General features: G+C 44.3%; 23 protein-coding genes and 1 pseudogene. 17 read left to right on the forward strand and 7 right to left on the reverse strand.

Annotated features, from left to right (window positions below; genetic code table 11):
- The first annotated feature begins 1 nt into the window (after nt 1).
- Nucleotides 2–1,384, forward strand: a complete 1,383-nt coding sequence (locus AC0J5I_RS10525; protein WP_475299768.1) for a glycoside hydrolase family 1 protein — start codon at nt 2–4, stop codon at nt 1,382–1,384.
- Nucleotides 1,385–1,449: 65 nt separating this feature from the next.
- Here AC0J5I_RS10525 and AC0J5I_RS10530 read toward each other — a convergent pair whose 3' ends face one another.
- The gene (locus AC0J5I_RS10530) at nt 1,450–1,617 is read right to left on the reverse strand and encodes a hypothetical protein (protein ID WP_475299769.1); all 168 of its coding nucleotides are present in this window, start codon (nt 1,615–1,617) and stop codon (nt 1,450–1,452) included.
- 207 nt (nt 1,618–1,824) lie between these two features.
- Between AC0J5I_RS10530 and AC0J5I_RS10535 the strand changes: the two genes are divergently transcribed.
- The 3 genes from AC0J5I_RS10535 to queE all read left to right on the forward strand — a co-directional run bounded on the left by AC0J5I_RS10535 (nt 1,825) and on the right by queE (nt 3,575).
- Nucleotides 1,825–2,154, forward strand: a complete 330-nt coding sequence (locus AC0J5I_RS10535; RefSeq protein WP_475299770.1) for a DUF2500 domain-containing protein — start codon at nt 1,825–1,827, stop codon at nt 2,152–2,154.
- Nucleotides 2,155–2,477: 323 nt separating this feature from the next.
- Nucleotides 2,478–2,909: a 6-carboxytetrahydropterin synthase QueD gene (queD, locus tag AC0J5I_RS10540; RefSeq protein ID WP_475299771.1), complete on the forward strand. Its 432-nt coding sequence runs from the start codon at nt 2,478–2,480 to the stop codon at nt 2,907–2,909.
- On the forward strand, nt 2,910–3,575 hold the full coding sequence (gene queE, locus AC0J5I_RS10545) for a putative 7-carboxy-7-deazaguanine synthase QueE (RefSeq protein WP_475299772.1): 666 nt from the start codon (nt 2,910–2,912) through the stop codon (nt 3,573–3,575).
- Nucleotides 3,576–3,867: 292 nt separating this feature from the next.
- Here the strand turns inward: queE and AC0J5I_RS10550 are convergent, their stop codons facing one another.
- A complete protein-coding gene (locus tag AC0J5I_RS10550; RefSeq protein ID WP_475299773.1) occupies nt 3,868–4,488 on the reverse strand; it encodes a metal-dependent hydrolase in 621 nt (206 codons plus the stop codon).
- A gap of 230 nt (nt 4,489–4,718) precedes the next feature.
- Between AC0J5I_RS10550 and AC0J5I_RS10555 the strand changes: the two genes are divergently transcribed.
- Complete coding sequence (locus AC0J5I_RS10555; protein ID WP_475299774.1) at nt 4,719–5,159, forward strand: OsmC family protein; 441 nt, start codon at nt 4,719–4,721, stop codon at nt 5,157–5,159.
- A gap of 93 nt (nt 5,160–5,252) precedes the next feature.
- On the opposite strand, the gene AC0J5I_RS10560 is transcribed toward AC0J5I_RS10555, so the two are convergent.
- The gene (locus AC0J5I_RS10560) at nt 5,253–5,516 is read right to left on the reverse strand and encodes an FMN-binding protein (RefSeq protein WP_475305683.1); all 264 of its coding nucleotides are present in this window, start codon (nt 5,514–5,516) and stop codon (nt 5,253–5,255) included.
- Nucleotides 5,413–5,904 (reverse strand): annotated as a pseudogene (locus AC0J5I_RS10565) (FAD:protein FMN transferase); the annotation flags it as partial. The gene AC0J5I_RS10560 and the pseudogene AC0J5I_RS10565, both read right to left, overlap by 104 nt.
- Before the next feature lie 331 nt (nt 5,905–6,235).
- Between AC0J5I_RS10565 and AC0J5I_RS10570 the strand changes: the two are divergent.
- The 3 genes from AC0J5I_RS10570 to mgtA all read left to right on the forward strand — a co-directional run bounded on the left by AC0J5I_RS10570 (nt 6,236) and on the right by mgtA (nt 17,971).
- Nucleotides 6,236–6,382, forward strand: a complete 147-nt coding sequence (locus AC0J5I_RS10570; protein ID WP_475299775.1) for a lmo0937 family membrane protein — start codon at nt 6,236–6,238, stop codon at nt 6,380–6,382.
- Nucleotides 6,383–6,634: 252 nt separating this feature from the next.
- Nucleotides 6,635–15,391: a GH36-type glycosyl hydrolase domain-containing protein gene (locus AC0J5I_RS10575; protein ID WP_475299776.1), complete on the forward strand. Its 8,757-nt coding sequence runs from the start codon at nt 6,635–6,637 to the stop codon at nt 15,389–15,391.
- A gap of 30 nt (nt 15,392–15,421) precedes the next feature.
- Nucleotides 15,422–17,971: a magnesium-translocating P-type ATPase gene (gene mgtA / locus AC0J5I_RS10580; RefSeq protein WP_475299777.1), complete on the forward strand. Its 2,550-nt coding sequence runs from the start codon at nt 15,422–15,424 to the stop codon at nt 17,969–17,971.
- 101 nt (nt 17,972–18,072) lie between these two features.
- On the opposite strand, the gene AC0J5I_RS10585 is transcribed toward mgtA, so the two are convergent.
- Complete coding sequence (locus tag AC0J5I_RS10585) at nt 18,073–18,960, reverse strand: LysR family transcriptional regulator (protein ID WP_475299778.1); 888 nt, start codon at nt 18,958–18,960, stop codon at nt 18,073–18,075.
- 128 nt (nt 18,961–19,088) lie between these two features.
- On the opposite strand from AC0J5I_RS10585, the gene AC0J5I_RS10590 reads away from it, so the two are divergent.
- The 8 genes from AC0J5I_RS10590 (at nt 19,089) to AC0J5I_RS10625 (ending at nt 25,575) form a co-directional block, all read left to right on the forward strand.
- On the forward strand, nt 19,089–19,301 hold the full coding sequence (locus AC0J5I_RS10590) for a MerR family transcriptional regulator (RefSeq protein WP_475299779.1): 213 nt from the start codon (nt 19,089–19,091) through the stop codon (nt 19,299–19,301).
- 23 nt (nt 19,302–19,324) lie between these two features.
- Entirely contained in the window at nt 19,325–19,564 is a 240-nt protein-coding gene (locus tag AC0J5I_RS10595; RefSeq protein WP_475299780.1) for a SemiSWEET transporter, read from the forward strand.
- Nucleotides 19,565–19,620: 56 nt separating this feature from the next.
- Nucleotides 19,621–20,061, forward strand: a complete 441-nt coding sequence (locus tag AC0J5I_RS10600) for an HD domain-containing protein (protein WP_475299781.1) — start codon at nt 19,621–19,623, stop codon at nt 20,059–20,061.
- A 275-nt stretch (nt 20,062–20,336) separates the two neighbouring features.
- Nucleotides 20,337–22,175 (forward strand): beta-glucoside-specific PTS transporter subunit IIABC, encoded by a 1,839-nt coding sequence (locus tag AC0J5I_RS10605; protein ID WP_475299782.1) that lies wholly within the window; start codon nt 20,337–20,339, stop codon nt 22,173–22,175.
- Entirely contained in the window at nt 22,172–23,614 is a 1,443-nt protein-coding gene (gene ascB / locus AC0J5I_RS10610) for a 6-phospho-beta-glucosidase (protein ID WP_475299783.1), read from the forward strand. Before AC0J5I_RS10605 ends, ascB begins: the two co-directional genes overlap by 4 nt.
- 58 nt (nt 23,615–23,672) lie before the next feature.
- Entirely contained in the window at nt 23,673–24,245 is a 573-nt protein-coding gene (locus AC0J5I_RS10615; RefSeq protein ID WP_475299784.1) for a DJ-1 family glyoxalase III, read from the forward strand.
- Nucleotides 24,208–24,789, forward strand: coding sequence for a DJ-1 family glyoxalase III (locus AC0J5I_RS10620; protein ID WP_475299785.1), 582 nt, complete (start codon nt 24,208–24,210; stop codon nt 24,787–24,789). Before AC0J5I_RS10615 ends, AC0J5I_RS10620 begins: the two co-directional genes overlap by 38 nt.
- Nucleotides 24,790–24,804: 15 nt before the next feature.
- Nucleotides 24,805–25,575 (forward strand): MurR/RpiR family transcriptional regulator, encoded by a 771-nt coding sequence (locus tag AC0J5I_RS10625; RefSeq protein ID WP_475299786.1) that lies wholly within the window; start codon nt 24,805–24,807, stop codon nt 25,573–25,575.
- A 120-nt stretch (nt 25,576–25,695) separates the two neighbouring features.
- Here the strand turns inward: AC0J5I_RS10625 and AC0J5I_RS10630 are convergent, their stop codons facing one another.
- Both AC0J5I_RS10630 and AC0J5I_RS10635 read right to left on the reverse strand, forming a co-directional pair.
- Nucleotides 25,696–25,896, reverse strand: coding sequence for a hypothetical protein (locus AC0J5I_RS10630; protein ID WP_475299787.1), 201 nt, complete (start codon nt 25,894–25,896; stop codon nt 25,696–25,698).
- Between the two features lie 87 nt (nt 25,897–25,983).
- Nucleotides 25,984–26,346 (reverse strand): YbaN family protein, encoded by a 363-nt coding sequence (locus AC0J5I_RS10635; protein WP_475299788.1) that lies wholly within the window; start codon nt 26,344–26,346, stop codon nt 25,984–25,986.
- A 169-nt stretch (nt 26,347–26,515) separates the two neighbouring features.
- On the opposite strand from AC0J5I_RS10635, the gene AC0J5I_RS10640 reads away from it, so the two are divergent.
- Nucleotides 26,516–26,914, forward strand: coding sequence for a hypothetical protein (locus AC0J5I_RS10640; protein WP_475299789.1), 399 nt, complete (start codon nt 26,516–26,518; stop codon nt 26,912–26,914).
- The last annotated feature ends 31 nt before the right edge of the window (nt 26,915–26,945 follow it).

Below are 26,945 nucleotides of genomic sequence, written 5' to 3' on the forward strand. Positions count from 1 at the left end.
GATGAAAACAACAGACTTGAAGAATTTTATGTTCGGCGTTTCCAGCTCGGCTTTCCAAATCGAAGGCGCAGTCCAAACCGGCGGCAAAGGATTATCGACCGTAGATACCCGGATTGTCAGACCGGGAATCGCCGACACCAGTGTCGCGAGTGATTTCTATAATAAATGGGAAGCGGACATCGAACTGCTGCGAGAATTGGGAGTAAACTCCTACCGTTTCTCGATTTCCTGGCCTCGGATCTTCCCGGATGGCGAAGGTGAAATGAATCAGGAAGGCTTGGATTTTTACGCGAAAGTCATCGATCGTTTGCTTGCCTACAAAATCGAACCGATCGTCACGATCTATCATTTCGATTTGCCGCAAAGTTTGGTGGACAACTATGGCGGCTGGCTAGGTAGGGAGACGATTTACGCCTACGAGAAGTATGCCAAAACCTTATTCGAAGCATTCGGCGACAAAGTCAAGTATTGGATTAGTATTAATGAGCCTTTGATGGTGATGTATTCGAAGGATTTCAACGGAATCCGCGACCTTGAGGGAAAAGCTTATGAACGGGCTAACTATCAGATTATGTACCATATGGCACTTGCCGAAAAATTTGCCTTCAAATGGTGCCATGAATTGGTGCCTAGTGGAATGATCGGGCCTGCTTCACCATTCCAAAATATTTATCCGGCTTCTGCAGCTCCGGCAAATGTCGAAGCCGCGATGACGGCGGAGGAACTGCTGAGCTTCACACTGTTGGATCTTACGGTCCGCGGCCGTTTTCCAGCTCAAATCGCACATATGCTCAAAAAACAAGGGCTCTATCCGAAAACGCATGAGGAAGACGAGCAGTTGCTGCTGTCTGAGAGTGCGGACTGGATCTGCATCAACTATTACTTTAGCCTTTGCGCCGAGGCTTACTCGGGAAAGGATGACAGCGATATGCCGCCGTTTTTCCGATCCGAACACTACCGGATTGTATCAAATCCGGAAAGCGCCAAATCGGAGTGGATGATTTTTGGAACGGATCCGACCGGCTTGAGGCTCTCCATCTACAAATTGTGGCAACGCTACAACTTGCCTCTGATGATTACAGAGAACGGTTATGCCAATAGCGATACACTGGAGGAGGATGGCCGCATCCATGACGAAACCCGGATTAGCTACCTGAAAGAACATTTGAATCAATGCTTCCAGGCAGTGGAAGAAGGCATCCCGCTGTTGGGTTACTCGCCTTGGTCGTTCCTCGATTCCCTGAGCGGAAGGGAAGGGTTCGCGAAACGATACGGTTTGGTATACGTCGACCGCACCGACAACGATCTCAAGGATCTGAAACGTTATAAGAAAGACAGTTTCTATTGGTATCAGAAATTGATCAGCGATTGGAATAAAAAATAAACAGCAAAAGACCGAGATGATTTCCATTTGGAATCTTCCCGGTCTTTTTGGTGTAAGCAAAGGGTTTACTCGTGGTTGTTGGTTTCCGGGTTCAATTCCTCGGAAATATCACCAAATAGTTCATTGGCGGTGGCATATCTATTACCAGACTTATCTTTTGCAATTTCATCTGCTTCTCGGATGGCAGCTAGTGTTTCACCATTGAATTTAGGTTTTTCAGTTTCAGGATTCATGCAAATTCCTCCCATCTATACTGCTAGTTATATATCGTAGCCCTTATTTTGTGAATGATTTATAGAAGGGAATGGACTGGCAGTGACTGTGGGGCATTCTTTGTGTTTCAACTCGTGAAATTCATCAAGTGCCGAATAATCCAGTGATGATTTGTTATAATATTCCACCAAATAGTGTTATTATTTTAACAAGGAGTGTGATGGGGCATGGGTGATGATCTTGAATTGATTATGCTGTTGACGAGCATCGGAATTATCGCAGTGTTTGGGTATCTAGTCTTTAATTGGATCTTGAATCTGACTGCCATAGAGGTTACCGAAAATGCCAAATTGATCGGGAAAGATACGGAAAACGCGAGTCACATGAACGGCGATTCTTTGATGACGACAACAAGCTACGTGATGACCTTCGAAGCGGACGGAGGCGAACGCATCACATTTCGTGTCGGCAGAGGGGTATATCGAAAGTATTTCATCGGTGATTACGGTAGGCTGACATACAAACGAAAATGGTTCAGACAATTCGAACGGATTTGAGCTGACTTCGTCTGCTTTTGTTCCGGGGTTAGCTTGACTATCCAATTTTCCTGTAGTAGTCTGTATGGGTATCAACAACAGAATAAGACAGTTCGAAACCATCCTGTCTCAAAATAAAACTAGGACCTGACTGCAGTTTATTTGAAGCGGTCGTTTGTTGATGGGCATACTGTGCCCTTTTTTTGTGCCAAAAAATATAAATGCTATGTATATTTCGAAGCCATTAAAGACAAGGAAAGTTCTGGAACGACGGATCGGCAGAACGGCAGCAGCGCCTGAAAAGTGGCGGTGCTGCGGACAACTTTAGGGGGAGAAATACTCAGATGTATATTTTAAAAACAGAACACAGCTTCGACAGCGCTCATTTTCTTGCGGGGTATGAAGGCAAATGCGCAAACATCCACGGCCACAGATGGCGGGTCGAAATCGAGGTGCAAGCGGAAGACTTGGTCGCATCCGGCCAACTGGACGGAATGGTGGTGGATTTCGGGGATTTGAAAAAGGATCTCAAGGCCGCTGTGGATCACTTAGACCACGCGCTGATCATCGAGCAGGGGACCATGCGGGAACAAACGCTAGCATGCATCAAGGAAGACGGTTTTGCCGTCATCGAATTCCCGTCCCGTCCGACAGCTGAAAATTTCGCCTCATATTTCTACAGAACGATGGCTGACCTGGGCTATGATGTGAAGCGGGCGACCGTTTATGAAACACCGACAAACAGCGCCGCCTATGAAGAAAGCGGGGTAAAATAAATGGTACTGCAGGTAGTTGAAAAATTCGTAAGTATCAACGGAGAAGGACGAAGATGCGGGCAATTGGCGACCTTCATCCGCTTCGCAGGATGCAATCTGAACTGTGGCTATTGCGATACCGCTTGGGCCAACGACAGAAAAGTCGCGTATAATCCGATGACGGCCGAGGAAGTTTATGCTTACATCAAGGAAACCAACGTCACCAACGTCACTCTGACCGGGGGAGAGCCGTTGCTGCAGCAAGATATGGGAGAACTTCTCGAGTTGCTGTCGCAGGATCCGGAACTCTATGTCGAAATCGAGACGAACGGCAGCGTGTTGTTGAGTAAATTTTCGGATTTGGAAAACCCGCCGAGCTTCACGATGGACTACAAGCTTCCTTCCAGCGGGATGGAGCGGATGATGGCGTTGGAAAATTTCAATCATCTGACTGAGAAGGATACGGTCAAATTTGTATCGGGAAGCATGGCGGACTTGGAGAAAGCCCGGGAATTGATCAACAAATACAATCTTACTGAAAAAACCAGCATCTTTATCAGTCCGGTGTTTGGGAATATCGAGTTGGAAAGTATCGTTGATTTCATGAAGGATAACCAGATGAACGGAGTCAATATGCAGGTTCAGCTCCACAAAATCATCTGGGATCCGAATGAAAGAGGGGTCTAGGATAGGGCAATCTAGAAACAAGTGATTGAAGAGCATATTAGCGGACAACTGAACAGGTCCTGTCCTCCGGTGAAGGTTGTGTCACCGGAGGAGATTTAGAATACGTGGCCGCAACTCCTGCGAAGACCGCTTGGGCGGAGAAGAACTGATTATCAAGATCGCGCCTCCGTCCAAGGCTGCTCTCACCGGAGGAAGGAGCAACTCAGCTCAACGCCACGGCCAAGCATGGACAAAAAACACAAGCATCCCGGCAACATGTAGCCCGGACACTTGTGTTGTATTGTTTTACCGTCTATGAAAAGAAGGCCAATCCCATTCTGCCGATCAGCTGGACCGTTTCGATGATGACCACCAGACTGCCGATTTTGAAGAACCAAGCGTTCACGATGCCATCCGCACTGCACAGACCGAGGCGTATGCCGCCGGGCAGCGGATAAAATAGTTTCACGCGCTTGTGGTTCAGCATATCAATCGCAATATGGGACGCCATCGCAACCGCGAAATAAGGAACCAACAGCGGCGACAGAATATAGACAGCCATGCTCAGCAAGGCCAGTCCGAGTATGGAGTGAAGGAACGACCGATGCGGCTGTTCCTTTCCGAAGATGCAGATGCCCAAGAAAATGACGGTCCCGAAAAAGATCCGGGAGTAGGAGCTGTCGTTCAGGATGGCGGAGAAGATCCCGAGCGACCAGCTGGACTCCGCGAATGCCAACAGCACCGATACCGCCAGGATCAAACCCAGAATACGGTTCAGTGTCTGATGGGATTCTGAGGTGCTGACATCAATGTCGCAGATGACGGACCCGACGATCGCTACGCCCAGACAGATAAATAGTTCTTTCAGCGTAGAGGGTTGCGTAACCAGTAAGCTGGAGGCAGTCCCAATCGCTACGTGTGTTTTTCCAGTCATGTTGAATCCTTTCAAAAATAAAATAAGCAAGAACACTCGTTCCCACCGTTCCTATAATAGCTGATTCAGGGTTAAAAAGAAACAAAAACCTTGTTCGCTCGGATGATTCACGATCCGACAACGGATGTTCTGTTTCAGCTATCAAGCTTGTTCGTTTTTGTATGTTATCCAAAAAGTAAGTAAGATGGTACTCTTTCCTTATCAAATTTTAATAAACAGGGGGAACAGATATGCCAAATCAATTATTCAAAGTGACATCGACCAGTTTGCACGAAAATTACCAGGTGATCAACAAAGCCAGAGGCAAGTCCATTGTGTTGGATGAACCGGAAGCATTCGGAGGCACGGACATCGGCTTGAGTCCGGTGGAGGCATTGCTTGCCGGATTGGGCAGCTGTAAAGCCATCGCCGGAAGAATGTTTGCCGAAAAGCTCGGCATCAAACTTCATGAACTTGAAGTTGAGGTGAGCGGAAACCTGAACACGGACGGATTTTTGGGCGATGAGAATGTCAAAATCGGCTTCACTGACATTCATGCGACCTACCGCGTCAAAGCCGATAATACCCAAGAGGAGATCAAACATTTCGTGGAGTTTGTGGAATCGCATTGCCCTGTCGGCGATACCTTGATCAATCCCGCCAGCATCAGCTTTGATACTTCAATCATTTGAAACTCCAAACGGAAAAGTGCCCCGATTGATGCGTAAATTGCATCTATCGGGGCACTTGTTTTTTTAAAATCTGTCAAGCGATATTGCAGATCCCTAATGTCCACCGTGTCCAATTGGCAGCGAACTGTTCGGGTTTTCAAAAGCCAACCCGAGTGCATCGGAGACGGCTTCCATGATGCTGTTGCTGCTGAAGGTCGCGCCCGATATGGCATCGACTTCGACTGCTTGGGCGGCGATTGGCTGTGCCGTGTTTTTGGTCCAGGATGAGGCCTTTGTAGTTGACGAACTCCTGGAGTTGATTGAGGTCCTGGTTGTCAGGGACGAAATCCCCCTTTTTGCCGATTCCCCAAAGCGCAGTAGCGGGGCGGATGGTGATGTCGAACGCTCCCCGGGAAAGGTTCGAAAAATCTTGTGCCCTTTTTAACATGAAAAAAGTCTCTTCGTCAATCGAGACATGTTGGATGCCGGCTTGCGCTGATATTTTAGCAATCGCGCTTGTGTGCTGGAAGGCGGAAAATTTGGCTTCAATTGCTTCGCACAATGCCCGGCAATCTTCCAACAGCGGCAGACAATCCTCCTCCGTCATGATCTGGTTATAGGTACCGAAAGCTTGGAACGAAATCTGCATGGAATCACCATTTCTTTTGTATTTTCTTGCGCATGCATTCATTGTATGCCTCTGAGTTTGACGATTCCCCGAAAACAAGCCGTAAAATTGCGGGAAAAATGGAGCAGGGTTCTTCATAGCGGTAGAAAAACACACAAAATATTTATACTGAAACAAACCTTATTATGGTGTTGCTTTGAGGGGGTATTGTGAAACTATTGACATATACCGACAAAACACTATTTTTATGCAAAATTAATAATTAGTGGTAAAATGACCATAGGCTATAAAAAGGGCGTAGTCAAAAAAGATTGAGGAAAGTTCCTTTGAGAATAATTGTAAACGCTTACTTTTCGTATGGTGAAGAATAGCTATAAGGAACAACTTCTCCGCTCGTTTAGCCTTAGTATATGAAGGCGTGGCAGAGAATTAAAATAACCAAACAAATGAACGAAAGGGAGTGAGAAAGATGTTATGGACAATTGCAGTTGTAGTATTGGTTTTATGGTTGCTTGGTTTCACCTTGCTACCGGCGGCTGGTTCGCTAATACACATTCTTTTGGTAATTGCGGTCATTCTGGTAGTAGTGCAGTTGATTAGCGGCAAAAAATTATAAGATTTAATAGTTTTTTCCGTATTGGGTTGTGCGCTCTGCTTTTTGGAAGGTGCCAGGTGTTTATGGATAAAGTAAACTCCGACGCGATAAATCGACTTTATCTTGAAAAGTTGAGCGCATTTTAAACAGTTAAAGCAAAAACATATGGGTCAATATAAAATTCAGAAAAAGTGATCACCGGATAAGACAATAGGCTTGTTTTTCTGGTTATTTCACTTTTGTTTTTTTATATTTTGGGGGAGGGGCCAATAAATGGAGATACATCTAAATGCTTATGCTACAGTTGTAATTGTTGTTGTCTTTATTATTGCGATGATTACAATTGTTGTATTCCGACTTGAACTGAAAAAATTAAGGGATATTTACAGTTTTCGGATGAAGAAGATACCTCTCAATGATCAAGAAATTGAGCTGCATGTAAAGGATTTGGCTGATGAGCATTCGAATTTCATTACGAACAATATTCCAAATTGGCCTGTTCCAAGATTAGCGGAAAACTATAATTTTATTCTTTCCGTTTATAACGATTTAAGTTCAGATACACAGCTAAATGAACAATTTTCTCCAGTTTCTGAATGGCTGCTTGACAATTTTTATTTTGTTGAAGAACTGGTGAAAGAATTGCAAAGAAGTTTATCAAAAAAAACATTTTCCAAACTGCCGGATTTGAGAGGTGGCGACTTCAAAAACTATCCTCGAATCTTTGCGCTAATTATGGAACTGGTGAACCATACGGACGGTAAAATAAATGAAGAAAACTTATTGAAATATATGAGGGTGTATCAGGAGGAAAATGTTCTCTATGACAGGGAGATCTGGGCAATACCTGTAGTGATGAAAATTGCCCTGATTGAGAACATAAGGCATATAAGCGAGGAAATCCAAGCAACGCAGAACCAGCGGCACAGAGCCGAAGTGATATTTGATAGATGGATCACCGGTGATGACATGGGGGAAATACGGGATTCAGTCAAATTAAGCATAAAAGAATTTGATGAAACCAATTTTTTGTTCATAGAACATTTGTTATACCATCTGAGAAAATCGGGTAAAAATTACACCGAATTTTTAAATGTCATTGAGGAGGCCCTTGAAAATCAGGGAACAACCATCGAAAAATCCATCCGCAAGGAAAATGAGTTCCAATCATCAAATACAGTTTCGATGGGAAATTATATTACCAGCCTCAAATATTTTTCAACCTTGGAATGGTCAACTATTTTTGAGGAAATCAGTTTTGTTGGGAATATACTGAAAGAGGATCCTGCAGAAATTTATCCACTGATGGATATAGCCACAAGAAATTATTATAAAGGAAAAGTTGAAGAACTTGCTGCCGTTTATGGTGTTTCAGAAACATATGTGGCGAAAGAAGCGATTGAACTTACTAAAAATACTTATTCAGAATTGAGTGATTCAGATGCTGAGGGCAGCGGATTTCAGAGAACCAATCATGTAGGCTACTATCTGGTCGGCAAGGGGACAGAAATTTTAGGCGAAAAGCTTGGTGGAAGCAGCAAAATAATTCCCAAATTAAGGAAAATGGTCAAGAAAAATCTAGGGCTGCTGTACTTCAGCACAATGAGTTTAATGTTGGTAATAATTATTTCAGCAGCAGTTCGATATGCAGTTTCAAACGCATCACAAAATACAGTTCTGACTGCAGTCATTGCTGGCTTGGCCGTTTTGATACCTTCTGCAGAAATAGCGTTATGTACAGCAAATCATATCTTCGGCAGCCGGCTAGGGCCTGCATTTTTCCCCAAACTGGAACTGAAAGATGGCATACCTGAGGATTTGGGGACCATTATTGTTGTGCCGGCAATTCTTCCTGATGAAAAAAGGGTTGAAGAACTGCTGGGAAATCTGGAAAGACATTATTTGTTAAACAAGGAAAATCATTTGTATTTTGCGTTGCTGGGGTGTTTTAGAGATGGGGACTCACCTGTTGAAGCTGATGATTCGAAAATAATTGAAAAGGCAATAAATGGCATAAAAGAGCTGAACCTAAAATACAGTGATTCCATTACTGAAAGGTTTTATTTTTTCCATAGAAAGCGGCACTTCAGTAAAGAGAATAATAAATGGATTGGTTGGGAAAGAAAAAGAGGCGCATTGTTGGAGTTTAACGACATGATGCTTGGCTCAAATGAAACGTCGATTGTCTATGCTTCGCCTGCTTTCCCGATCTCTAAAAACATTAAATATGTGATAACGCTGGACAGTGATACCATATTGCCCATGGATGCTGCCAAAAAAATGATCGGAATAATGGCACATCCATTGAACAGACCTACAATTGATAAAGAGAAGGGGATTGTAACTGAGGGATACGGCATTCTGCAGCCTAAAGTTGATATAGAAATGGAAAGCACAAACGCCACTTTTTTCTCAAAAATATTTACTGGGCAAAAATATGCAGATCCGTATGCTGAAGCTGAATTTGACATCTACCAGGATATCTTTGGTGAAGGTATTTTTACAGGGAAAGGAATCTATGATTTGAAGGTGTTTCAAACCCTTTTGAAAGACACTTTCCCTGAGAATGCCATCTTGAGCCACGATCTTCTGGAAGGATCTTATTTGAGGGCGGCACTTGTCTCGGACGTGAGGCTAGTGGATTCATTTCCCGCAACGTACAATTCCTTTGTTAAGCGGGAGTATCGTTGGGTTAGAGGCGACTGGCAGTTGCTTCCATTTATCTTCGGAAAAAATCACCTTTCGGCATTATCGAGATGGAAAATGATGGACAACCTGAGAAGAAGTCTGTTAGCGCCAAGCCTTATTGGTTTACTTATGCTGGCTGTCACGATACTACCAGGGAGCAAAATGTACTGGATAGGTTTTTATGTGCTGACCTTGGCGGTATACCTTATTTCCAATGTATTAGGAAGCACAACAAGATATATGAAGTCGAACCGGCATAGCCAACGCATAAGGACCAAAAAGTACCTACCCACAATTGGGGGAGTCAAAGCAACCTTTTATCAGGCGGCACTGAAACTCATTTTTTTGCCTTACCAGGCCTATTTGATAGTACGTGCAGTACTAATTACGCTCTGGCGCGTGTACATAACAAAAAAAGATTTGCTTGAATGGGTGACTTCGGCCGCTGAGGAAAGAAAAAACAACAACTCATTAAAAAGCTATATACAGGAAATGCAATCTTCAAGCTGGATAGGGCTGGCTGTTTTTTTATTAGCTTTATCTTTTAAATCAGAAGCTGTTGTTTTAAGTTTCATATTTTTTATCCTGTCACTGAGCGCCCCTTATATTGCCTATTTGATCAGTCAAAAAAGGGCAGAAAAGCCATGCACACTAACCGATGCAGAACTTTCCGAAATCAGTAGGATCGCTAGAAAAACATGGCGCTATTTTGAGGAATTTGCAAACGCTGAGAACAATTACCTTGCACCAGACAACTACCAAGAAGATTCCCCTAACGGAATCGCTCACAGAACCTCACCGACCAACATCAGTTTGGGATTGATGGCTGTCCTTACAGCCCGGGATTTTGGATATGTTGGAACAAAAGAAATGCTGGAAAAAGTTTCGAATACGATTACATCGATTGAAAAAATGGAAAAATGGAATGGACATCTCTACAACTGGTACGATACGAAATCACTGCGGCCCTTACTGCCTATATATATTTCCACTGCTGACAGCGGTAATTTAGTAGGATACCTGATAACTTTGTCTGAAGGATTAAGGGGATATCTTAAAAAGCCGATTACTGACGTGCAATTCATAAAGGGAATCAGGGATACTTTGTACAACGGTGAGGAAGAAGGCGTGGCGGTTTATCAATCGCTTGGATTTGAACAAATTCAATCCATGGACATGTTCTCATGGAACAGGATTGTGAGGGATCTTTCATCGAGCGATACATTTGATGGCATTACAAATGTATCCTGGAAAATTAAAATCAAAGAAATGTTCATGACATTCAATAATGAGCGGCTGCAATTTATGCCAGCCATTGATTTGATGGAAAAACTTCCAGAGAGTTTGTCCGCTGTTTGCTTCTCGCATTACAAAGATGACTTTGATGAGATTACGGCTCTTTTGAAGAACAATCCTAGTTTAGAAGATTTGCCAGATGTTTATGCTCATGCGGAGGCTCTCATCGGGGGAATTATGTTGGGCCTGGAACAGTTTGAAACAGAATGCTCGGATGACCTGGTTTTCCTTTCCGAATTACGGCAGAGTTTTGCTGCATCCGCTACTGCTGTTGGCAGCTTTTTATCGGATTATGAAGAGTTGATCGGCAGAGTAGATGATCTTTCAGAAAACACGAAATTTTTACCATTGTATGACGAGAAAAAACAATTATTCTCTATTGGCTTTGATCTGGAGGAAGGGGAACTGACAGACTCCTATTATGATCTACTTGCTTCGGAGGCACGCCAGGCAAGTTATATAAGCATTGCAAGAGATGAAATACCTCCTGAACATTGGCTCAAATTGAGCAGGTCCTTAACCGTGGATGACGGTTACAAGGGGTTAGCATCTTGGTCTGGGACAATGTTTGAATATCTAATGCCGGTTTTGATCATGAAAAGTTACAAAAATACGATGTTGGATGAAACCTATAATTTTGTCATTCGGAGTCAGAAAAAATACGGCAAACAGAATGATATACCTTGGGGAATATCCGAATCCGGCTTTAATGACACAGATGTGAATTTAAGCTATCAGTATAAGGCTTTCGGAGTACCATGGCTTGGGTTGAAAAGAGGCTTGATGGAAGATACGGTGGTATCACCCTACTCAACATTGTTGGCTCTCCAGATAGATCCCGTAAGTGCAACTCAAAATATCGCATACCTTAAGGAGGAAGGGCTAGAAGGAGCCTATGGTTTTTATGAAGCCGCTGACTACACACCCGACAGGCTGCTGATTGACGATGAGCGAAGCATCATCCGAGAATTCATGGCTCACCACCAAGGTATGGGTTTCATGGCTATCAACAATTTTTTGCATGATTTTATCATGCAAAAACGTTTTTTCGAAAATCCTGCCATGTATGCTTCTCGATTTTTGCTTCAAGAGCCGATTCCATCGGCTGTTTATAACTTTAATTTGAAAGCGAAACCTAAGAAAATTAAAATTGACAGAAGTAAGGTGTATAAAGACAGCAGACTTACAAGGACCTTCAGGACTGCCGATCCCGTTTTGCCGAAAGTTCATCTTCTCTCAAATGGTAATTATTCTGTGATGATTACGGATAGAGGGACCGGTTACAGCAAATACAACGATACAGCGATAACAAGATGGAGAGAGGACAATGCAGCAGATAAGTACGGAATGTTTTTCTACATCAAAAACGTAGCCACAAATAAAGTGTGGTCTTCCGCTTATGCACCGCTCAACAAAATTCCTGAAAATTATGAAGTGATTTATACAAACGACAAAGCCGTTTTCAAAAGAACTGATGGAGATATCCATACGCAAACAGAAGTCATCGTTGTCCCAAAGGAAAATGTGGAAATCAGAAAAATGACTTTGGGAAATGCCGGAGACAGCACATGTGATATCGAAGTGACAAGCTACTTTGAAGCCGTGATGACCACACAAAACGAAGATCTAGCGCACCCTGCATTTCATAAGCTTTTCAAGAAAACAGAGATTGTTAAAGACCTGAATGGCATAATTACCACCAATCGACCAAGGTCTTCCTCCAATAAAAAAATATGGACTGCCAATTTTGCCGTGGTTGACGGTGAAACCATAGGGGACAAGCAATTCGAAACCGATAGGATGCAGTTTATTGGACGAAACCGTGATTTAGCATCCCCGGAAGCTATGGATGATGACAAACTTCTTTCAGGAACAGAGGGAACTGTGCTCGATCCGGTCATGAGTCTGAGACTGAAGGGAAGAATATTGCCCGGGAAGTCATTGCAGATAGCTTATATCACCGCGGTGAGCGAAAGCAGGGAAGATTTGTTGCTCTTAATTGAGAAATATTCCCAGAATGGATTCATTGATCGGGCGTTCACTCTAGCTCACACAAGTGGCCACCTTGAAGCAGCATACCTGGACATAGAGCCTTCTCAACTGGAACTCTATCAAAATATGACTTCTAGCATCTTGTTCAATAGTCCATCCAGAAGGAAATTCCAGGAATTAATCGAAAAGAACATATTGGGGCAGTCTTCACTATGGCGGTTCGGCATTTCCGGAGACGATCCTATTGTATTACTGGTTATAAAGAAGAGCGATGAAATTAGGTTACTCGATCAACTTTTAGAAGCCCACGAGTATTGGATGTACAAAAAGTTAAAAGTAGATCTGATCATACTGTGTGAAGAAGTCAACAGTTATGCCCTCCCGCTGCATGCATCCATCATCGAGACCTTAAATTCAAGTCATACTCATCAAATGATAGGGAAATCAGGTGGAGTATACATAATCGACAAAAGCAAAACGAGTTCGGAGGAAATCTGCCTTCTGTATGCCGTGGCGAGAATGATAATAAGAGGCGATGGCGGAAACTTGAATGAGCAGACAGAAGAACCAAGTATTAGAGACTCGGAAAAGCAAAGAGAAATCACATATTCCAAAGCAAGCAGCGAATATGTCAGTCATGCTTCTGAAAAACCTGTTCTCCTGTATCCAAATGGACTCGGTGGATTCACTGAAGATGGCAGGGAGTATGTCATTCAAATTGAAAAAGACAAAACTACCCCTGCTCCATGGATTAATGTGATTTCAAATCCCGATTTTGGTTTTACCGTTTCTGAATCGGGATCGGGGTATATATGGTACAGAAACAGCCGCGAAAACAAACTGTCCACATGGTCCAATGATCCGGTCAGTGATGATCCTAGTGAAGCCTTGTATCTCAGGGATGATGATACGGGTGAATCATGGACAGCAACATCATCACCTATCAGGGAAAAGGAAGCCTATGAAATTAGACACGGTTTTGGTTATACAGAATTTAGGCATGCCAGCCACGGTATTAAGCAAACATTGGTCCAATTCGTTCCTGAAGATGAAAACATCAAAATCAGCATTTTAAAACTTGCCAATTCCTCCAATGAACAGAGGAACCTGTCTCTAATCTACTATGTGAGACCGGTACTGGGCGTCACAGACCAGATTACTGCGAGGCACATAAAGACAAGCTTAAACGCAGCCGGAGTCCTGTTGATGGAAAATCCTTACAATGAAGAATATAAAGCAGGAATTGGTTTCATGGACAGTTCGTTAGAAAACAGAAGCGTCACAGGAAACCGGAAAGAGTTTATTGGCTCCGGGAGTCTAGCCAATCCTGAGTGCCTCAGAAAAGAAAAGCTTACGGGAGCGGTTGGAATGGGTTTTGATCCGTGTGCGGCTATGCAAGTCAATATTTCCCTGAATCCAATGGAAGAAAAGGATATCGTATTCACTTTTGGTGCAGCTGAAACAATTGATGAGGTGGATCAACTTACGAACAAATATAAGAATGTTCAGGAAGCGTACCAAGCACTGACAATTGTCAAAGCGTTTTGGGAAGAAAAACTTGAAGGGATTCAGGTTACGACCCCAGATCTTTCAATGAATCTTATGCTGAATGGCTGGCTTCAATACCAGACCATCTCCTGCCGTCTTTGGGCCCGTTCGGCATTTTATCAGTCCAGCGGTGCGTATGGATTCAGAGATCAGCTTCAAGACTCTTTGGCGGTAGTTCATAGCAGCCCTGAAATTGCGAGAAAACAGCTGTTGCTTCATGCAGCGCATCAGTTTGTAGAAGGGGACGTACAACACTGGTGGCATGAACCCAGCGGGAAAGGCGTTCGTACCCGATTCAGCGATGATCTTCTTTGGCTCCCTTATGTGACCATGGAATATGTGAGCATAACGGGTGATATGGGGATATTAAAATCCGAATTGGCGTATCTGGAAAGCGACTTGCTTGAAGAAGGGGAACAGGAGAAATATGGGATTCCTTCCATTTCGGATAGGTCTGCGACTTTATTTGGACATTGCATCGCAGCCATAGAGAAGAGTTTGGAATTTGGAAATCATGGACTGCCATTAATGGGTTCAGGCGATTGGAACGACAGTATGAACACAGTCGGTAATAAAGGGTCGGGCGAAAGTGTATGGCTGGGATGGTTTCTGGTAGCAGTGCTTAAAAAAATCATTCCAGTATGCCTTGAAATGGGGGAATCTGAACTTTCGGAAAGATACGTCAATATAATGAATCAGATTACGGAATCTATCGAGAGGTCCGCTTGGGATGGTAGCTGGTATATCAGGGCCTACTTTGATAACGGGATGCCTCTGGGTTCGTCAGAAAACAGCGAATGCAAGATTGATTCAATTGCTCAAAGTTGGGCGGTCATTTCTGAAGCGGGGAATCCAGAAAGAGTAAGGCAGGCGATGAAATCGGTTGAAAATTATCTCATCACCAGAGAAGATGGGGTGATTAAACTTCTTGCGCCACCCTTTGACACCAGCGAAATGGAGCCCGGGTATATTAAGGGATACAGTCCGGGAGTCCGAGAAAACGGCGGGCAATATACACACGCAGCCGCATGGGTAATTATTGCATTTGCTGAACTTGGCGATGGAGACAAGGCTCAGGAGCTATTTGAGCTTATTAACCCCATAAATAATTCAAGGAACCAGCGAGAGTGTTATACGTATAAAGTTGAGCCATATGTGATGGCTGCTGATGTTTATGCTGTTCCCCCTCATTCAGGGCGAGGCGGCTGGACCTGGTATACCGGATCAGCAGGATGGATGTATAAAGCTGGATTAGAGTCTATATTGGGATTCCAAAAACACGGGAATACGCTGTTGATAGATCCTTGCATCCCGCAGAAATGGCCAGAATACACGATGAGGTATAAATATTTTGATTCCATCTATAACATAAATGTCAAAAATCCTGAGGGCCTCAACAAGGGAGTGAAGACGATAGGCGAAGGTAGTGAAATACGAGAAGGCAACCTTTTGGAATTGGTTAACGATGGGAAAGTGCACGATATTGAAGTGCTGATGGGGAAATAGGTAAAGCGGTTCGGGAAAGAAGGGCGTTTCATGCAAGAAAAAGGGAGGATTAACTATTGGAGTAAGACTCCAGAAGAGGTGCTTCTAGCTGTCCATTCCAACGCAAACGGTCTGTCTGCTGAGGAAGCGGCGGTAAGACTGAAACAGCACGGTCAAAATACGCTAAAAGAACAGAAGAAAAATACGCAACTCAAGGCCTTCCTCAGCCAATTCAAAAATCCAATCATCCTCATGTTGATTGTTGCAACCGGCATTTCGGCTGCGACAGGGGAATGGATTGATGCGATGATCATCCTGGCCATCATCTTGGCGAGTGCGACACTCAGTTTTTATCAGGAATATACTGCTGGAAATGTCATTGCGGAGCTCCGGGCGAAAGTGCAGTCAAAATCCGTTGTCCTTCGCGATGGCAAGCCGATCGAGATTGCATCAAAAGCGGTAGTACCGGGAGATATCATCAGACTTTCAACCGGCAGCCTCATTGTCGCTGACGGCTTGATTCTCGAAAGCACGAATCTATTTGTCAACCAGTCCATCCTCACAGGAGAATCCCAACCTTCCGAAAAGAAGCCGGATAAGGTCAGTGATGACGCCAGCCTGGAGGAACGCACCAACTGTGTCTACACGGGTACGAGTGTACAGAGCGGAAACGCCACAATGTTGGTAATGGAAACGGGAGCAAACACCGAATTCGGGCAAATCGCCGATAAACTTTCTTTGCGCCCGCCGGAAACGGAATTTGAGCGCGGTGTAAGAAGGTTCGGTTATTTATTGACTGAAATTATGCTTATCCTTACCCTAGTCGTTTTCGCGATCAACGTCATCATGAACAGGCCAGCTATCGAAGCCCTGCTTTTCTCGGTTGCCCTTGCAGTTGGGATTACGCCGCAGCTTCTGCCGGCAATCATCAGCATTACCCTCTCGAAAGGATCCCGCATCATGGCGAAGGAAGGAGTCATCGTCCGCCGCTTGACCGCAATCGAAAATTTTGGCAGCATGGATATCCTTTGCACCGATAAAACTGGAACCTTGACGGAAGGGGCAATCCGTCTCGATGGAGCGGCTGATTTTGAAGGACAGCCCTCCGACGCAGTGTTCCGGCTTGCGTACTTGAATGCGAGCCTTCAGACGGGGATGGTGAATACGCTGGACGAGGCAATCAGCGCATCAAAAGATGTGGATATCAGCGCCATCAAAAAGCAAGGAGAAATCCCTTTTGATTTCAACCGTGAACGCCTCAGTGTCATTGTTCAGGAGGATGGACAGTACACGATGATCGTGAAGGGGGCTTTGAACAGCGTCCTCGCCATTTGCACGCGGGTTGAAATCGCTGGTTCCGAAAAGGCCATGGATGAGCAGGTCCTCTCCAGCATCCAACAGCACTATGAAGAATGGAGCGGCCAAGGGATACGCATCATCGCGGTCGCCAAAAAGACGGTGGCCTCGAAGGAAAAGTATACAGTGGAAGATGAAAAGGAAATGGTGCTGATGGGCTTTTTGCTCCTCTTTGACCATCCGAAAGCGGATGTTTCGCAGACCATTTTAGAGTTGGCGCGTAAAGGGGTCAGTTTGCGAATAATTACTGGGGACAATAAGTTAATCGCCTTGCACACTGCCGAGGCGGTAGGTCTGAAAGTCACTGGGATTCTGACCGGATCGGAACTGATGAAGCTGAGCGATGAAGCCTTGTGGGCTAAAATCGAAGCCACTACGGTATTTGCAGAAGTGGATCCCAACCAGAAGGAGCGGATTATCCTAGCCCTGAAAAAGAAAAATCATGTGGTGGGCTATATGGGCGATGGTATCAACGATGTGCCGGCGCTGCACGCGGCAGACGTCAGCCTATCAGTGGATAACGCCGTTGATGTGGCTAAGGAATCCGCTGATTTCGTATTGATGGAAAAAAACCTGGAAGTACTGAGCCGCGGTATTGTGATGGGAAGGACAACTTTTGCCAACACGCTTAAATACATCCAAGTCACCACCAGTGCCAATTTCGGCAATATGTTCAGCATGGCGGGGGCATCCTTATTCCTGCCGTTCCTGCCGTTGCTCCCCAAACAAATTCTCTTGATCAATTTTTTGAGTGATTTCCCTGCGATAACCATCGCCAATGATAGCGTGGATAAGGAAACAGTGGAAAAGCCGCTCAGATGGGATATCCATTTCATCCGTGATTTTATGTTTGTCTTTGGGCTGGTCAGTTCTGTTTTTGACTACCTGACGTTTGCCCTCTTGTTCATCGGTTTTGATGCCAAGCACGGATTATTCCAGAGCAGTTGGTTCACTTTTTCAGTGCTCACGGAATTGTTGGTATTATTGGTTATGCGTACGCAGAAGCGTTTCTACAGGAGCAAACCCGCCCCGATCCTATTATATTCATCCATCGTTGTGGGTATCATCACTTTGCTGATCCCGTATCTGCCGTTCCATCAATACCTGGGCATTGAGCCGATCCAGCCAATGCTGATGCTGTCTTTGTTCCTTATCCTAGGCTTGTACGTGATCGTAACGGAAGTCGCCAAACATTATTTTTATAAAGCAAAGGCGCGAGCGGAATCCAAGAAAGTACGCAGATAAGCAGGGTGGTTTCCAAAACATGACGAAAATACCCGATGGAGCTCGCCAACTACGCGCAGCCATTCATCGGGTATTTTTTTATCTCATATATTCTTTCATTGCTAGCTTTGGGATTTTGCCTCTTCCTGCACCAATCCCAAGAAATAGTCCGAGGCTTTTGAAAACACCTGGTATTTCTTCCATACGAAATGAAGCCCGACTTCAAGCCGCGGTTCCAATGGCCGGAAGCATAAGTCGCTGCCTTCGCCGGTATGGATGATGCCATCCAAGCAAAGCGCATAATGATTGTTTTCTTCTACGAGTAGGGAGGCATTATAAAGAAGGTTATAGGTTGTGACGATATTCAGGCTGCGTTCATTGCCACCGAGCCAGCCGGCGAGCTCATTTTTGACCAGCAGCTGGTTCGAGAAGATGATCGGCTTACCTCTCAGATCCTTTGGTGTGACGCTTTCCAAAGCAGCCAAGGGACTGTCTTTCCTCATCAGGACACCCCAGATGTCCTTTGTCGGCAGCTTGATGAAATCATATTTGGTCATGTTCGTTGGCTCCACAAGAACCCCGAAATCGAGCAAACCTTTATCCAATCGATCCGTGACATCCTCGGCATTACCGCTGAACAGATGGAATTTGAGCAATGGGTGCTCCGATTGGGCCTTGCTGATTGCGCGCGCGATGATCCGCATGCCTTCGGATTCGCCACCGCCGATATAAATGTCTCCGCTGAATTCGGCAGTGTCCGCATTCATTTCCGACTCGGTTTTCTCCACGAGCTGGATGATTTCCTCAGCCCGTTTTCTCAGCAGCATGCCGTTATCCGTCAAAGTGATCTTGCGGTTACCCCTGATGAATAGCTGCTTGCCGAGTTCCTCTTCCAGTTCCTTCATTTGTCTGGAAAGGGTCGGTTGCGTGATATGCAAAAATTCCGCTGCTCCTGAAATGCTCTGTTCCCTTGCGATCGTCAAAAAATACTGCAGCACTCTGAGTTCCATGTCCTCAACTCCTTCAGCACCATTTTAACGCTTTCTGATATGCCTTTCAAGTATAGCAAACTATCTGATATAGGTATTTGATGTTCCTACTGATTCGAGGTATTCTATTGTCAAGAGGAGTGAGACGATTGGACATAACTGAAGAAATGTTGATCACAAATCTGAAGGATGCCGGCTGCGATGCCAAAACAGTCGCTGTTTTTCTACAATACCGCCAAACGAACGATCAGTCAAAGCAAATGGATTTGCTGAAGAAACACCGGAACAACTTATTGGATAAAATCCATGAGGACCAGAAGGCAATCGACTGTCTGGACTACTTGGTCTATAAAATGAAATAAAAACACAATAGGGGGAAAAGAATATGATTGGAACAGTCGCAGGAATATTGACAACATTGGCATTTTTGCCGCAGGTTATCAAAGTTTTGCAGACAAAGGATACAAAAGCCATTTCGTTGGGGATGTACCTCATGTCTGTGATAGGCATCTTCTTATGGATGGTGCACGGATACATAATCGGCGACATGGCGCTTTTCATCGCCAATGTCGTCACTTTCTGCTTGGCCTTGATCATTTTGATCGCCAAATTGAAATATAAATAAACATTCGGATCAGTTGACGCTGATCCTTTTTTATATTTTTAACAAAGTCGATTATAATGGATGAGAAAGGCGGTGCAACCATGTTGGAGGAATTGGCGTTTGAAATAGCGAAAGAGGCGCATGCCGGACAGACGGATAAAGCCGGGCTTGATTATATCCTGCATCCCCAACAAGTGGCTGCGATGGTGACGACGGATGAGCAGAAGGCTGTCGCGCTGCTGCATGACATCATCGAGGATACGGACGTGACGGCCAGTGAATTGTTGGCTAAGGGCTTGCCGGACAATGTTGTCGAAGCTGTTAATGCATTGACCAAAAAGCCTAACCAAAACTATGCCGCATATTTGGCTGGTGTTAAAAAGAATCGGTTGGCCACTGCCGTGAAGTTGGCGGATCTGAAGCATAATTCGGATATGAGCCGTTTGGGGAAGATCACGCAAAAAGATAGGGAGCGGGCAGAGAAATACCGCAAGGCGATTGAATACTTATCGGAGTGAAACCCCAGCAGATTACCTGGCTGCAAGTTTAACGCCAGTGAAAATTAATACAAAAAATATAAAATGGACACTAAATTCCTCGAATGAAGGAATTAAGTGTCCATTTTGTTTTGTCAAGATGAATCCAATCAGTTTACCGCATGTTGATGCCCCTATAGTAAGTGATGTAAGCTTTTTCATTTTCTAATTCCAGAAATCGGAAAACAATGGAAGTGTTTTGTAAACGGTTTTATACTTCTGTGTATACCCGGGGAATACATAAAAGGAGAATCACTATGAATCATACAGAAACCGCAAAAGAAATCATTCAAATAATCGGTGCAGATAATGTCTCTTATTTAACACATTGTGCAACCCGACTCCGTTTCAATGTTAAGGACATTTCCATCGTTAACCTGGAGCAATTGGACAGAGTTGAAGGCGTCATCAAATCCCAATATAAAAATGGACAACTACAAGTGATCATCGGTGCAAAAGTGGGTGGAATTTTTGAAGAAATGCAAAAGTTGATAAGCCTGAACGATGATGTCATCGTGCAGAAGACAGAAACGAAGAAGAACGTGGTTTCGCAAATTATAGAGACGATATCAGGAGTTTTTGGACCAGTGATTCCAGTCTTGATCGGCTGTGGGATGATAAAATCCGTGACCGCCGTTTTGACTACTTTTTCCCTTATATCAACTGAAAGCAGCACCTTTGCTATTTTTAATATGATCGGTGATCTATTGTTTTATTTCTTTCCGTTCTTTCTGGCTGTCAGTTCGGCTAAGAAGTTCAAGACCAATGAGTTTTTGGCAATTGCTCTTGCCGGGGCATTGATGTATCCCACGATCCAGAATGGTGCATTGTTGGCTGCAGAGACCGGGGTGAAATCATTGGATTTTATGGGACTGCCGATTTTATTGGTGAATTATAAATCTACAATCATTCCCATCATCATCAGCGTCTGGATAATGTCTTATGTGTATCGGTTCATCAACAAACTAATCCCTGACACTTTTAAAGTGCTTTTTGTCCCAATGCTTGTGCTTTTCATCATGGTTCCACTTGAATTGATAGCGATTGGACCGTTCGGCTCATACATCGGCCAAAGCGTGGCGCAGTTCGTCACGTGGCTATACAACGTTAATGGTGTTCTCGGCGCCTTCCTGTTCGGAACTTTCCGTCCGTTACTGATAATCTTGGGGATGCATTATGCAATAACTCCCATCAATACGCAATTGATTGCAGAATACGGGTTTTCCGTCATCTCTCCGGCCAATCTGACCGGCAATTTGGCTCAAGCGGGTGCAACGTTGGCCGTATTCTTCTTGCTAAAAAATAAAACCGAAAAAAGTTCAGCTTTTACGAGTGGCATCACTGCTTTGTTTGGTGTAACCGAACCAGCAATGTTCGGATTTAATCTGAAATACAAAAATCCTATGCTTTGTGCTATGTTGGGCGGAGGAATCGGTGCAGCCTACATGAACTTCTTCGGTGGCGGGGCTACTGCTATCATTTTGCCAGGCATCTTGGCTTTGCCTACGTATATTGCTGACAGCTATATTCATGTATTGATTGCGGTAGCGATCAGCATCTCCATCGCATTTGTAGGCACGCTCGTTTTAGGGATCAGACAAGCTGAAGAAATTGAACCGAAAAACGAAACAGAACAACTGCTCACGAAAAAAATTGCGATGGTTCAACCAATACCTGGAACTATCATTCCATTGTCAGAAGTGAAAGATACTGTCTTCTCAACCGGCATGTTGGGGGAAGGGTTTGCGATTGAGCCGACCGAAGGAACAGTATGCGCTCCTTTCGACGGTAACGTGGTTATGCTGTTTGAAACTAAACATGCCATCGGGCTGCGGAACGATGACGGAGTAGAAGTTCTGATTCACATCGGACTGGACACAGTCGAATTACATGGTCAAGGATTCGAAACGCTTGTCAAAGAAGGGGATCCGATTGCTATCGGTGACGTTCTAATCAGATTTGATAACGATTTCATCCAATCTAAGGGCTATGACCTCACCACACCGGTAATTGTGACGAATGCAAAGGAATTCAATTCATTGGATTTTACTGTGGATAAAAAGCCATTAGTCTTAAATGTAGAGGCTGCAAAATGACGGATACATTTTTATGGGGTGGTGCAATCGCAGCCAACCAAGCTGAGGGAGCTTATATGGAGGATGGGAAAAAGCTGACCGTAATGGATGTGGTTCCTCAAGGTGTGAATCGACGTAAAATAAAACAAGGGTTGATCGATTATAAAACACTCTATGACGAGAACGATTACCATTACCCATCCCATGATGGCATAGATTTTTATCACACTTACCCCGAAGACATAAAACTACTGGCAGAAATGGGCATCACGGCTTTTAGGACGAGCGTGTCATGGACAAGAATCTATCCCACAGGCGAGGAAAAAGAACCAAACGCCGCAGGACTCCGCTACTACAAATCGTTATTCGAACTGTGCAAATCATATGGAATCGAGCCGGTAGTGACCATCAGTCATTTCGATGTACCATTGCATTTGGTCGAAACGTATGGGTCCTGGAAAAACCGAAAGATGATCGCCTTCTATTTGAAGTATGCCCGCAGCCTTTTCGTTGCGTTCAAAGGGCTCGTAAAATACTGGATCACCTTCAATGAAATCAATGTGATTCTGCATAATTCCTTTTCTGGAGCGGGGCTTATCCTATGTGATGAAGAAAATCCTGAACAAGTGAAATACCAAGCCGCGCATCATGAATTAGTCGCCAGCGCAGCAGCAACGAAAATGGCTCATGAAATCGATCCTAATAACCAAATAGGCTGTATGTTGGCCGCAGGAGACTATTATCCGTTCTCTTGCCACCCAAAAGATGTTTGGTCGGCCCTGAATAAAAATCGCGAAAGTTATTTTTTCATCGATATTCAATCCCGCGGTGCCTACCCATCCTACTCAGACAGGTTATTCGCTGAAAAGGGGGTGCAACTCGTTACCGAAAAAGATGATTTTCTTATGCTGGCGAATCACCCGGTCGATTTTATCGCACTCAGTTACTATACGTCTCGTTGTATTTCATATGAAAATACAGCAGAAAATACGGAATCAAATATCATGACATCCATAAAAAATCCCCACCTTGAAAGTAGTGATTGGGGATGGCAGATGGATCCCCTTGGACTCAGGACTACTTTGAACACTCTCTACGATCGCTATCAAAAGCCGCTCTTCCTGGTGGAAAATGGATTGGGTGCAAAGGATGTCCTAAAAAACGGCACGGTCAGCGATGATTACCGGATCGAATATCTCCGACAACATATTCGAGCCATGAGGGAATCACAACAGGATGGTGTTGAGATGATCGGTTATCTAGCTTGGGGATGCATTGATTTGGTGGCCGCTTCCACTGGGGAAATGAGCAAACGTTATGGATTCGTCTATGTGGATCGGGATGATGAAGGGCACGGGACTAATGCGCGATTCAAGAAAAAATCTTTTGACTGGTATAAGAAAATAATTGCGTCCAACGGCTGTTGTCTCGATGAATTTCCAGATTCTGGAAATTCTTAGTCAGGAGTCCTATAAACAATTATAATGATTTCGACAATAACGATAGGAGGAAATAACTATGACAAAAGTAGCAGTATTGGTTGCACCCGGCTTTGAAGAAGGAGAAACATTAACCATTGTGGATATCTTGCGTAGAGCTTCCATTGAATGCGATATGGTCGGTTTATCGGAAGAAGTTACAGGGGGACATGACATCACCGTTCGGTGCGATAAGGTGCTCTATCCCACTCTTACACAAGACTATGAAATGGTCGTTCTTCCTGGAGGATACGAAGGCGCAGTCAGTTTAAGAGATGATGAACGGGTGATTGCCACCCTTAAAGAAATGCAGCGCGCCGACAAATATATCGCTGCAATGTGCGCAGCGCCAATCGTACTGGAAAGAGCAAATCTACTGGAGGACAAAGACTACACCGCATATGTTGGCTATGATAAAAAAATTGCAAGCGGACATTACAAAGAAGACATCGTAGTGGTGGACGGGAAATTGATTACGAGCCGGGGTCCAGCAACAGCATACGCCTTCAGTTATGCCTTGGTAGATATCCTCGGCGGCGATTCAGCAACAGTAAAAAATCGCATGGTCTATTTCAGTGCATTTGATCATAAGGGGGACAAAGTTTATGCGTAAAGTTGCGGTGTTAATGGCGGAAGGCTTCGAAGAAAGCGAAACGCTGACCATTGTGGATATTTTGAGGCGTGCGGGCATTCCCTGTGATACATTCGGTTTTGAAGAAGGATTCATCAAAGGAATGCATCACATCTATGTAAAAGCCGATCGTCTCTTCGGAGATGCGATTAAAGAATATGATGTTTTGGTCCTTCCTGGCGGCCGACCGGGCGGAGCAAATTTGAGAGGAAATCCGGATGTTATCGAGATGGTTCGCTATTTTGATTCCCACGACAAATATGTTGCGGCCATGTGTTCGGGAACCATCGTTTTGTCCGATGCAGAAGTAATTGACGGAAAACAAGTTACCGGATATACAGGCTATGCTGAAAAGCTGAAAGGTGGTATCTTTAAAGAAGAAGTTGTCGTCTTTGATCAAAATATCATCACTAGCCAAGGCCCAGCTACCCCATATCCTTTTGCATACAAAATTGCAGAGGTATTAGGAAAAGATGTCAGCCAAATGAAAGAAAAAATGCTGTACAACTTTGCCGGCGGAAAATAAAGGGAAGGTGAAATCATGCTTTACGGTAAGCTCCCCATCGTATTTCTCAGCGCCATTGCCGCAGAAAAGAGAGGTTCGATCAACAGTACGATCGCGACTTATATTTTAGGGAATCTGGACAACATGAAAAATATAGGTATCAAAGAAATGGCCGAGAACTGCAATGTTGCTCCCAGCTCGATTTCCCGCTTCTGTAAAGAGATCGGTCTGAATGGTTTCGTTGAGCTGAAGGATTTGCTTCAATCCACAGAATTTGACTATACCGGTTTTTCAGAGGATATTTCAATTGATAAACGCATCCACACTTTGGGTGAACATATCAAAACGAGCATCGATATGGTGGAAGCTTCACTAACGACTTCCAAACTGATGCAACTGACAAAAGATATCCAGCAATACGATGAAGTGGCCGTTTTCGGGTTATTGAAAGCTCAAACAGCCGCAATCATCCTTCAAAGCGACCTGCTGATGTTCCGGAAACAGATTTATACAAATATTTCCTACGCAGAGCAGATTAATTACATCGTTAATGCGGATTCAAGTCATTTGATTATCCTTTTCACCTATACGGGCTCCTACTTTGACTATGACAACCAACGGAATATTCTTAAAGGGAAGGATATCCCGAAAATATGGATGGTTACCGGACAGCAGAAAGAATATCCGAAATTCATATCGGACACCTTAACATTCTCTTCTCGTCAAGATTATGCCAGTCATCCTTATCAGTTGGATTACGTGGCCAGCTTGATCGGCCAGGAGTACGCACAACTGCAAAAAGAATAAATAAATATGAAAAAACAGCGATCCCTCTTGAATGAGAAGAATCGCTGTTTTTTTAGGTGAATCGGACCATTTACTGAGACAAAACGGATGCAGACGGTACAGGACCGATCCCCATGATCGCTAGGATTTGCTCGTTTCAGCGACAATCAATTGCAGGCACTCCTCGATGCTGTGCAACATCGGATTGTCCGTCCGGTAGATCACCCTCGTTTTGATCTTCAACTTGGCGATCAACACGAACCCCGACTTGTGCGAGCTGATCGACGACGAAGAGGTCCTGCCCCAACTGATCCGGAAAGTCATTTCGAATTTATCACGCAAGGAGGAGGACCATTCGGAAAGTGGCCAGCGATTATCCGGAACTGTTGGCAAGCTGTAATCTGACGGTGGAGATTGACGTGAGTGGTGTCATTTTCTGAACCGCAAATGCCAGGTCAATCCGATCAGGTGGGCCAAGTATACGATTATCAGTACGATGCGCAACAACGCGCTGTCGGTCAGCGCAAAAGGGATTGCAAAGACGAAGAGCATCATCACGAACATCCGGACCATTCCTGGGTTCGTGATGTTTTTCTTTACTAACGGCTCCTCGATGTATTGTTTGTATTTTTCCGATTCGATGAATTGCTTATGCAAACGGTCCGAACTGCGGACCCAGAAAAAGCCGGTCAGCAGATAGAAGACAGTTGTAGGCAGGAACGGCAGGAATATCACGACAGTCCCGAGACCGAACGTCAAGAAACCCATGCCGATGTATAGGTATTTTTTCAAATGGATAGTCTCCTTCAAATCTGGCAAAAACCAGATAGTTTTTGTTGCTTATAGTTAGCAATATCGTCGTAATGAAGATTGTTTGTGATATACTATTCAGATAGTATAGTACATTTGGCGGAGCGTGTGTATTAGGGAAGTCCTGATTCATCACCGAGAAGGAGCTATTATGAAAAATACATCTCTTATAATTTTGGGTTTACTGTTTGCCTTTTTTGGAATCAGTATGTTTATGCCTTGGATCCTGCTCCCAAATTATGAAACATTAGCGTTGGACACGACATCCGGCTATCGGTTTTATTCACAAAATTATTTCGTGCTATTATTATGTGTCCTGAGTTTGCTGACGTATTTTTTGCTATTCAGGTTCAGGCAAACCAATGTCCTGCTCTTATTGGCAGCGGAACTGATTTTTTTGGCAGGAATCATCCTGTCGCCGCTGATATCCAACGGTATGATATTCCTCGACGTCGTGCTCTACGGGTATTATGTTTCCGTAGCGATGTTGTTGACGTTGATCCTTTATCTGACTGTTTTGTATTTCGGGTGGAGTGAGCAGCTTTCATGACAATTTTTAAAACCGTACGGGACGACTTTGG

The organism is Trichococcus sp. TS_SC_9 (assembly GCF_056156325.1).

What these genes read in the sequence shown, in the direction of transcription:
- ascB (WP_475299783.1), top strand. Translation starts at nt 22,172, where the DNA reads ATGACGGATACATTTTTATGGGGTGGTGCAATCGCAGCCAACCAAGCT.
- AC0J5I_RS10525 (WP_475299768.1), top strand. Translation starts at nt 2, where the DNA reads ATGAAAACAACAGACTTGAAGAATTTTATGTTCGGCGTTTCCAGCTCG.
- AC0J5I_RS10615 (WP_475299784.1), top strand. Translation starts at nt 23,673, where the DNA reads ATGACAAAAGTAGCAGTATTGGTTGCACCCGGCTTTGAAGAAGGAGAA.
- AC0J5I_RS10535 (WP_475299770.1), top strand. Translation starts at nt 1,825, where the DNA reads ATGGGTGATGATCTTGAATTGATTATGCTGTTGACGAGCATCGGAATT.
- AC0J5I_RS10595 (WP_475299780.1), top strand. Translation starts at nt 19,325, where the DNA reads ATGATTGGAACAGTCGCAGGAATATTGACAACATTGGCATTTTTGCCG.
- queE (WP_475299772.1), top strand. Translation starts at nt 2,910, where the DNA reads ATGGTACTGCAGGTAGTTGAAAAATTCGTAAGTATCAACGGAGAAGGA.
- mgtA (WP_475299777.1), top strand. Translation starts at nt 15,422, where the DNA reads ATGCAAGAAAAAGGGAGGATTAACTATTGGAGTAAGACTCCAGAAGAG.
- queD (WP_475299771.1), top strand. Translation starts at nt 2,478, where the DNA reads ATGTATATTTTAAAAACAGAACACAGCTTCGACAGCGCTCATTTTCTT.
- AC0J5I_RS10550 (WP_475299773.1), bottom strand. Translation starts at nt 4,488, where the DNA reads ATGACTGGAAAAACACACGTAGCGATTGGGACTGCCTCCAGCTTACTG.
- AC0J5I_RS10605 (WP_475299782.1), top strand. Translation starts at nt 20,337, where the DNA reads ATGAATCATACAGAAACCGCAAAAGAAATCATTCAAATAATCGGTGCA.
- AC0J5I_RS10625 (WP_475299786.1), top strand. Translation starts at nt 24,805, where the DNA reads ATGCTTTACGGTAAGCTCCCCATCGTATTTCTCAGCGCCATTGCCGCA.
- AC0J5I_RS10575 (WP_475299776.1), top strand. Translation starts at nt 6,635, where the DNA reads ATGGAGATACATCTAAATGCTTATGCTACAGTTGTAATTGTTGTTGTC.
- AC0J5I_RS10530 (WP_475299769.1), bottom strand. Translation starts at nt 1,617, where the DNA reads ATGAATCCTGAAACTGAAAAACCTAAATTCAATGGTGAAACACTAGCT.
- AC0J5I_RS10600 (WP_475299781.1), top strand. Translation starts at nt 19,621, where the DNA reads ATGGATGAGAAAGGCGGTGCAACCATGTTGGAGGAATTGGCGTTTGAA.
- AC0J5I_RS10585 (WP_475299778.1), bottom strand. Translation starts at nt 18,960, where the DNA reads ATGGAACTCAGAGTGCTGCAGTATTTTTTGACGATCGCAAGGGAACAG.
- AC0J5I_RS10640 (WP_475299789.1), top strand. Translation starts at nt 26,516, where the DNA reads ATGAAAAATACATCTCTTATAATTTTGGGTTTACTGTTTGCCTTTTTT.
- AC0J5I_RS10570 (WP_475299775.1), top strand. Translation starts at nt 6,236, where the DNA reads ATGTTATGGACAATTGCAGTTGTAGTATTGGTTTTATGGTTGCTTGGT.
- AC0J5I_RS10555 (WP_475299774.1), top strand. Translation starts at nt 4,719, where the DNA reads ATGCCAAATCAATTATTCAAAGTGACATCGACCAGTTTGCACGAAAAT.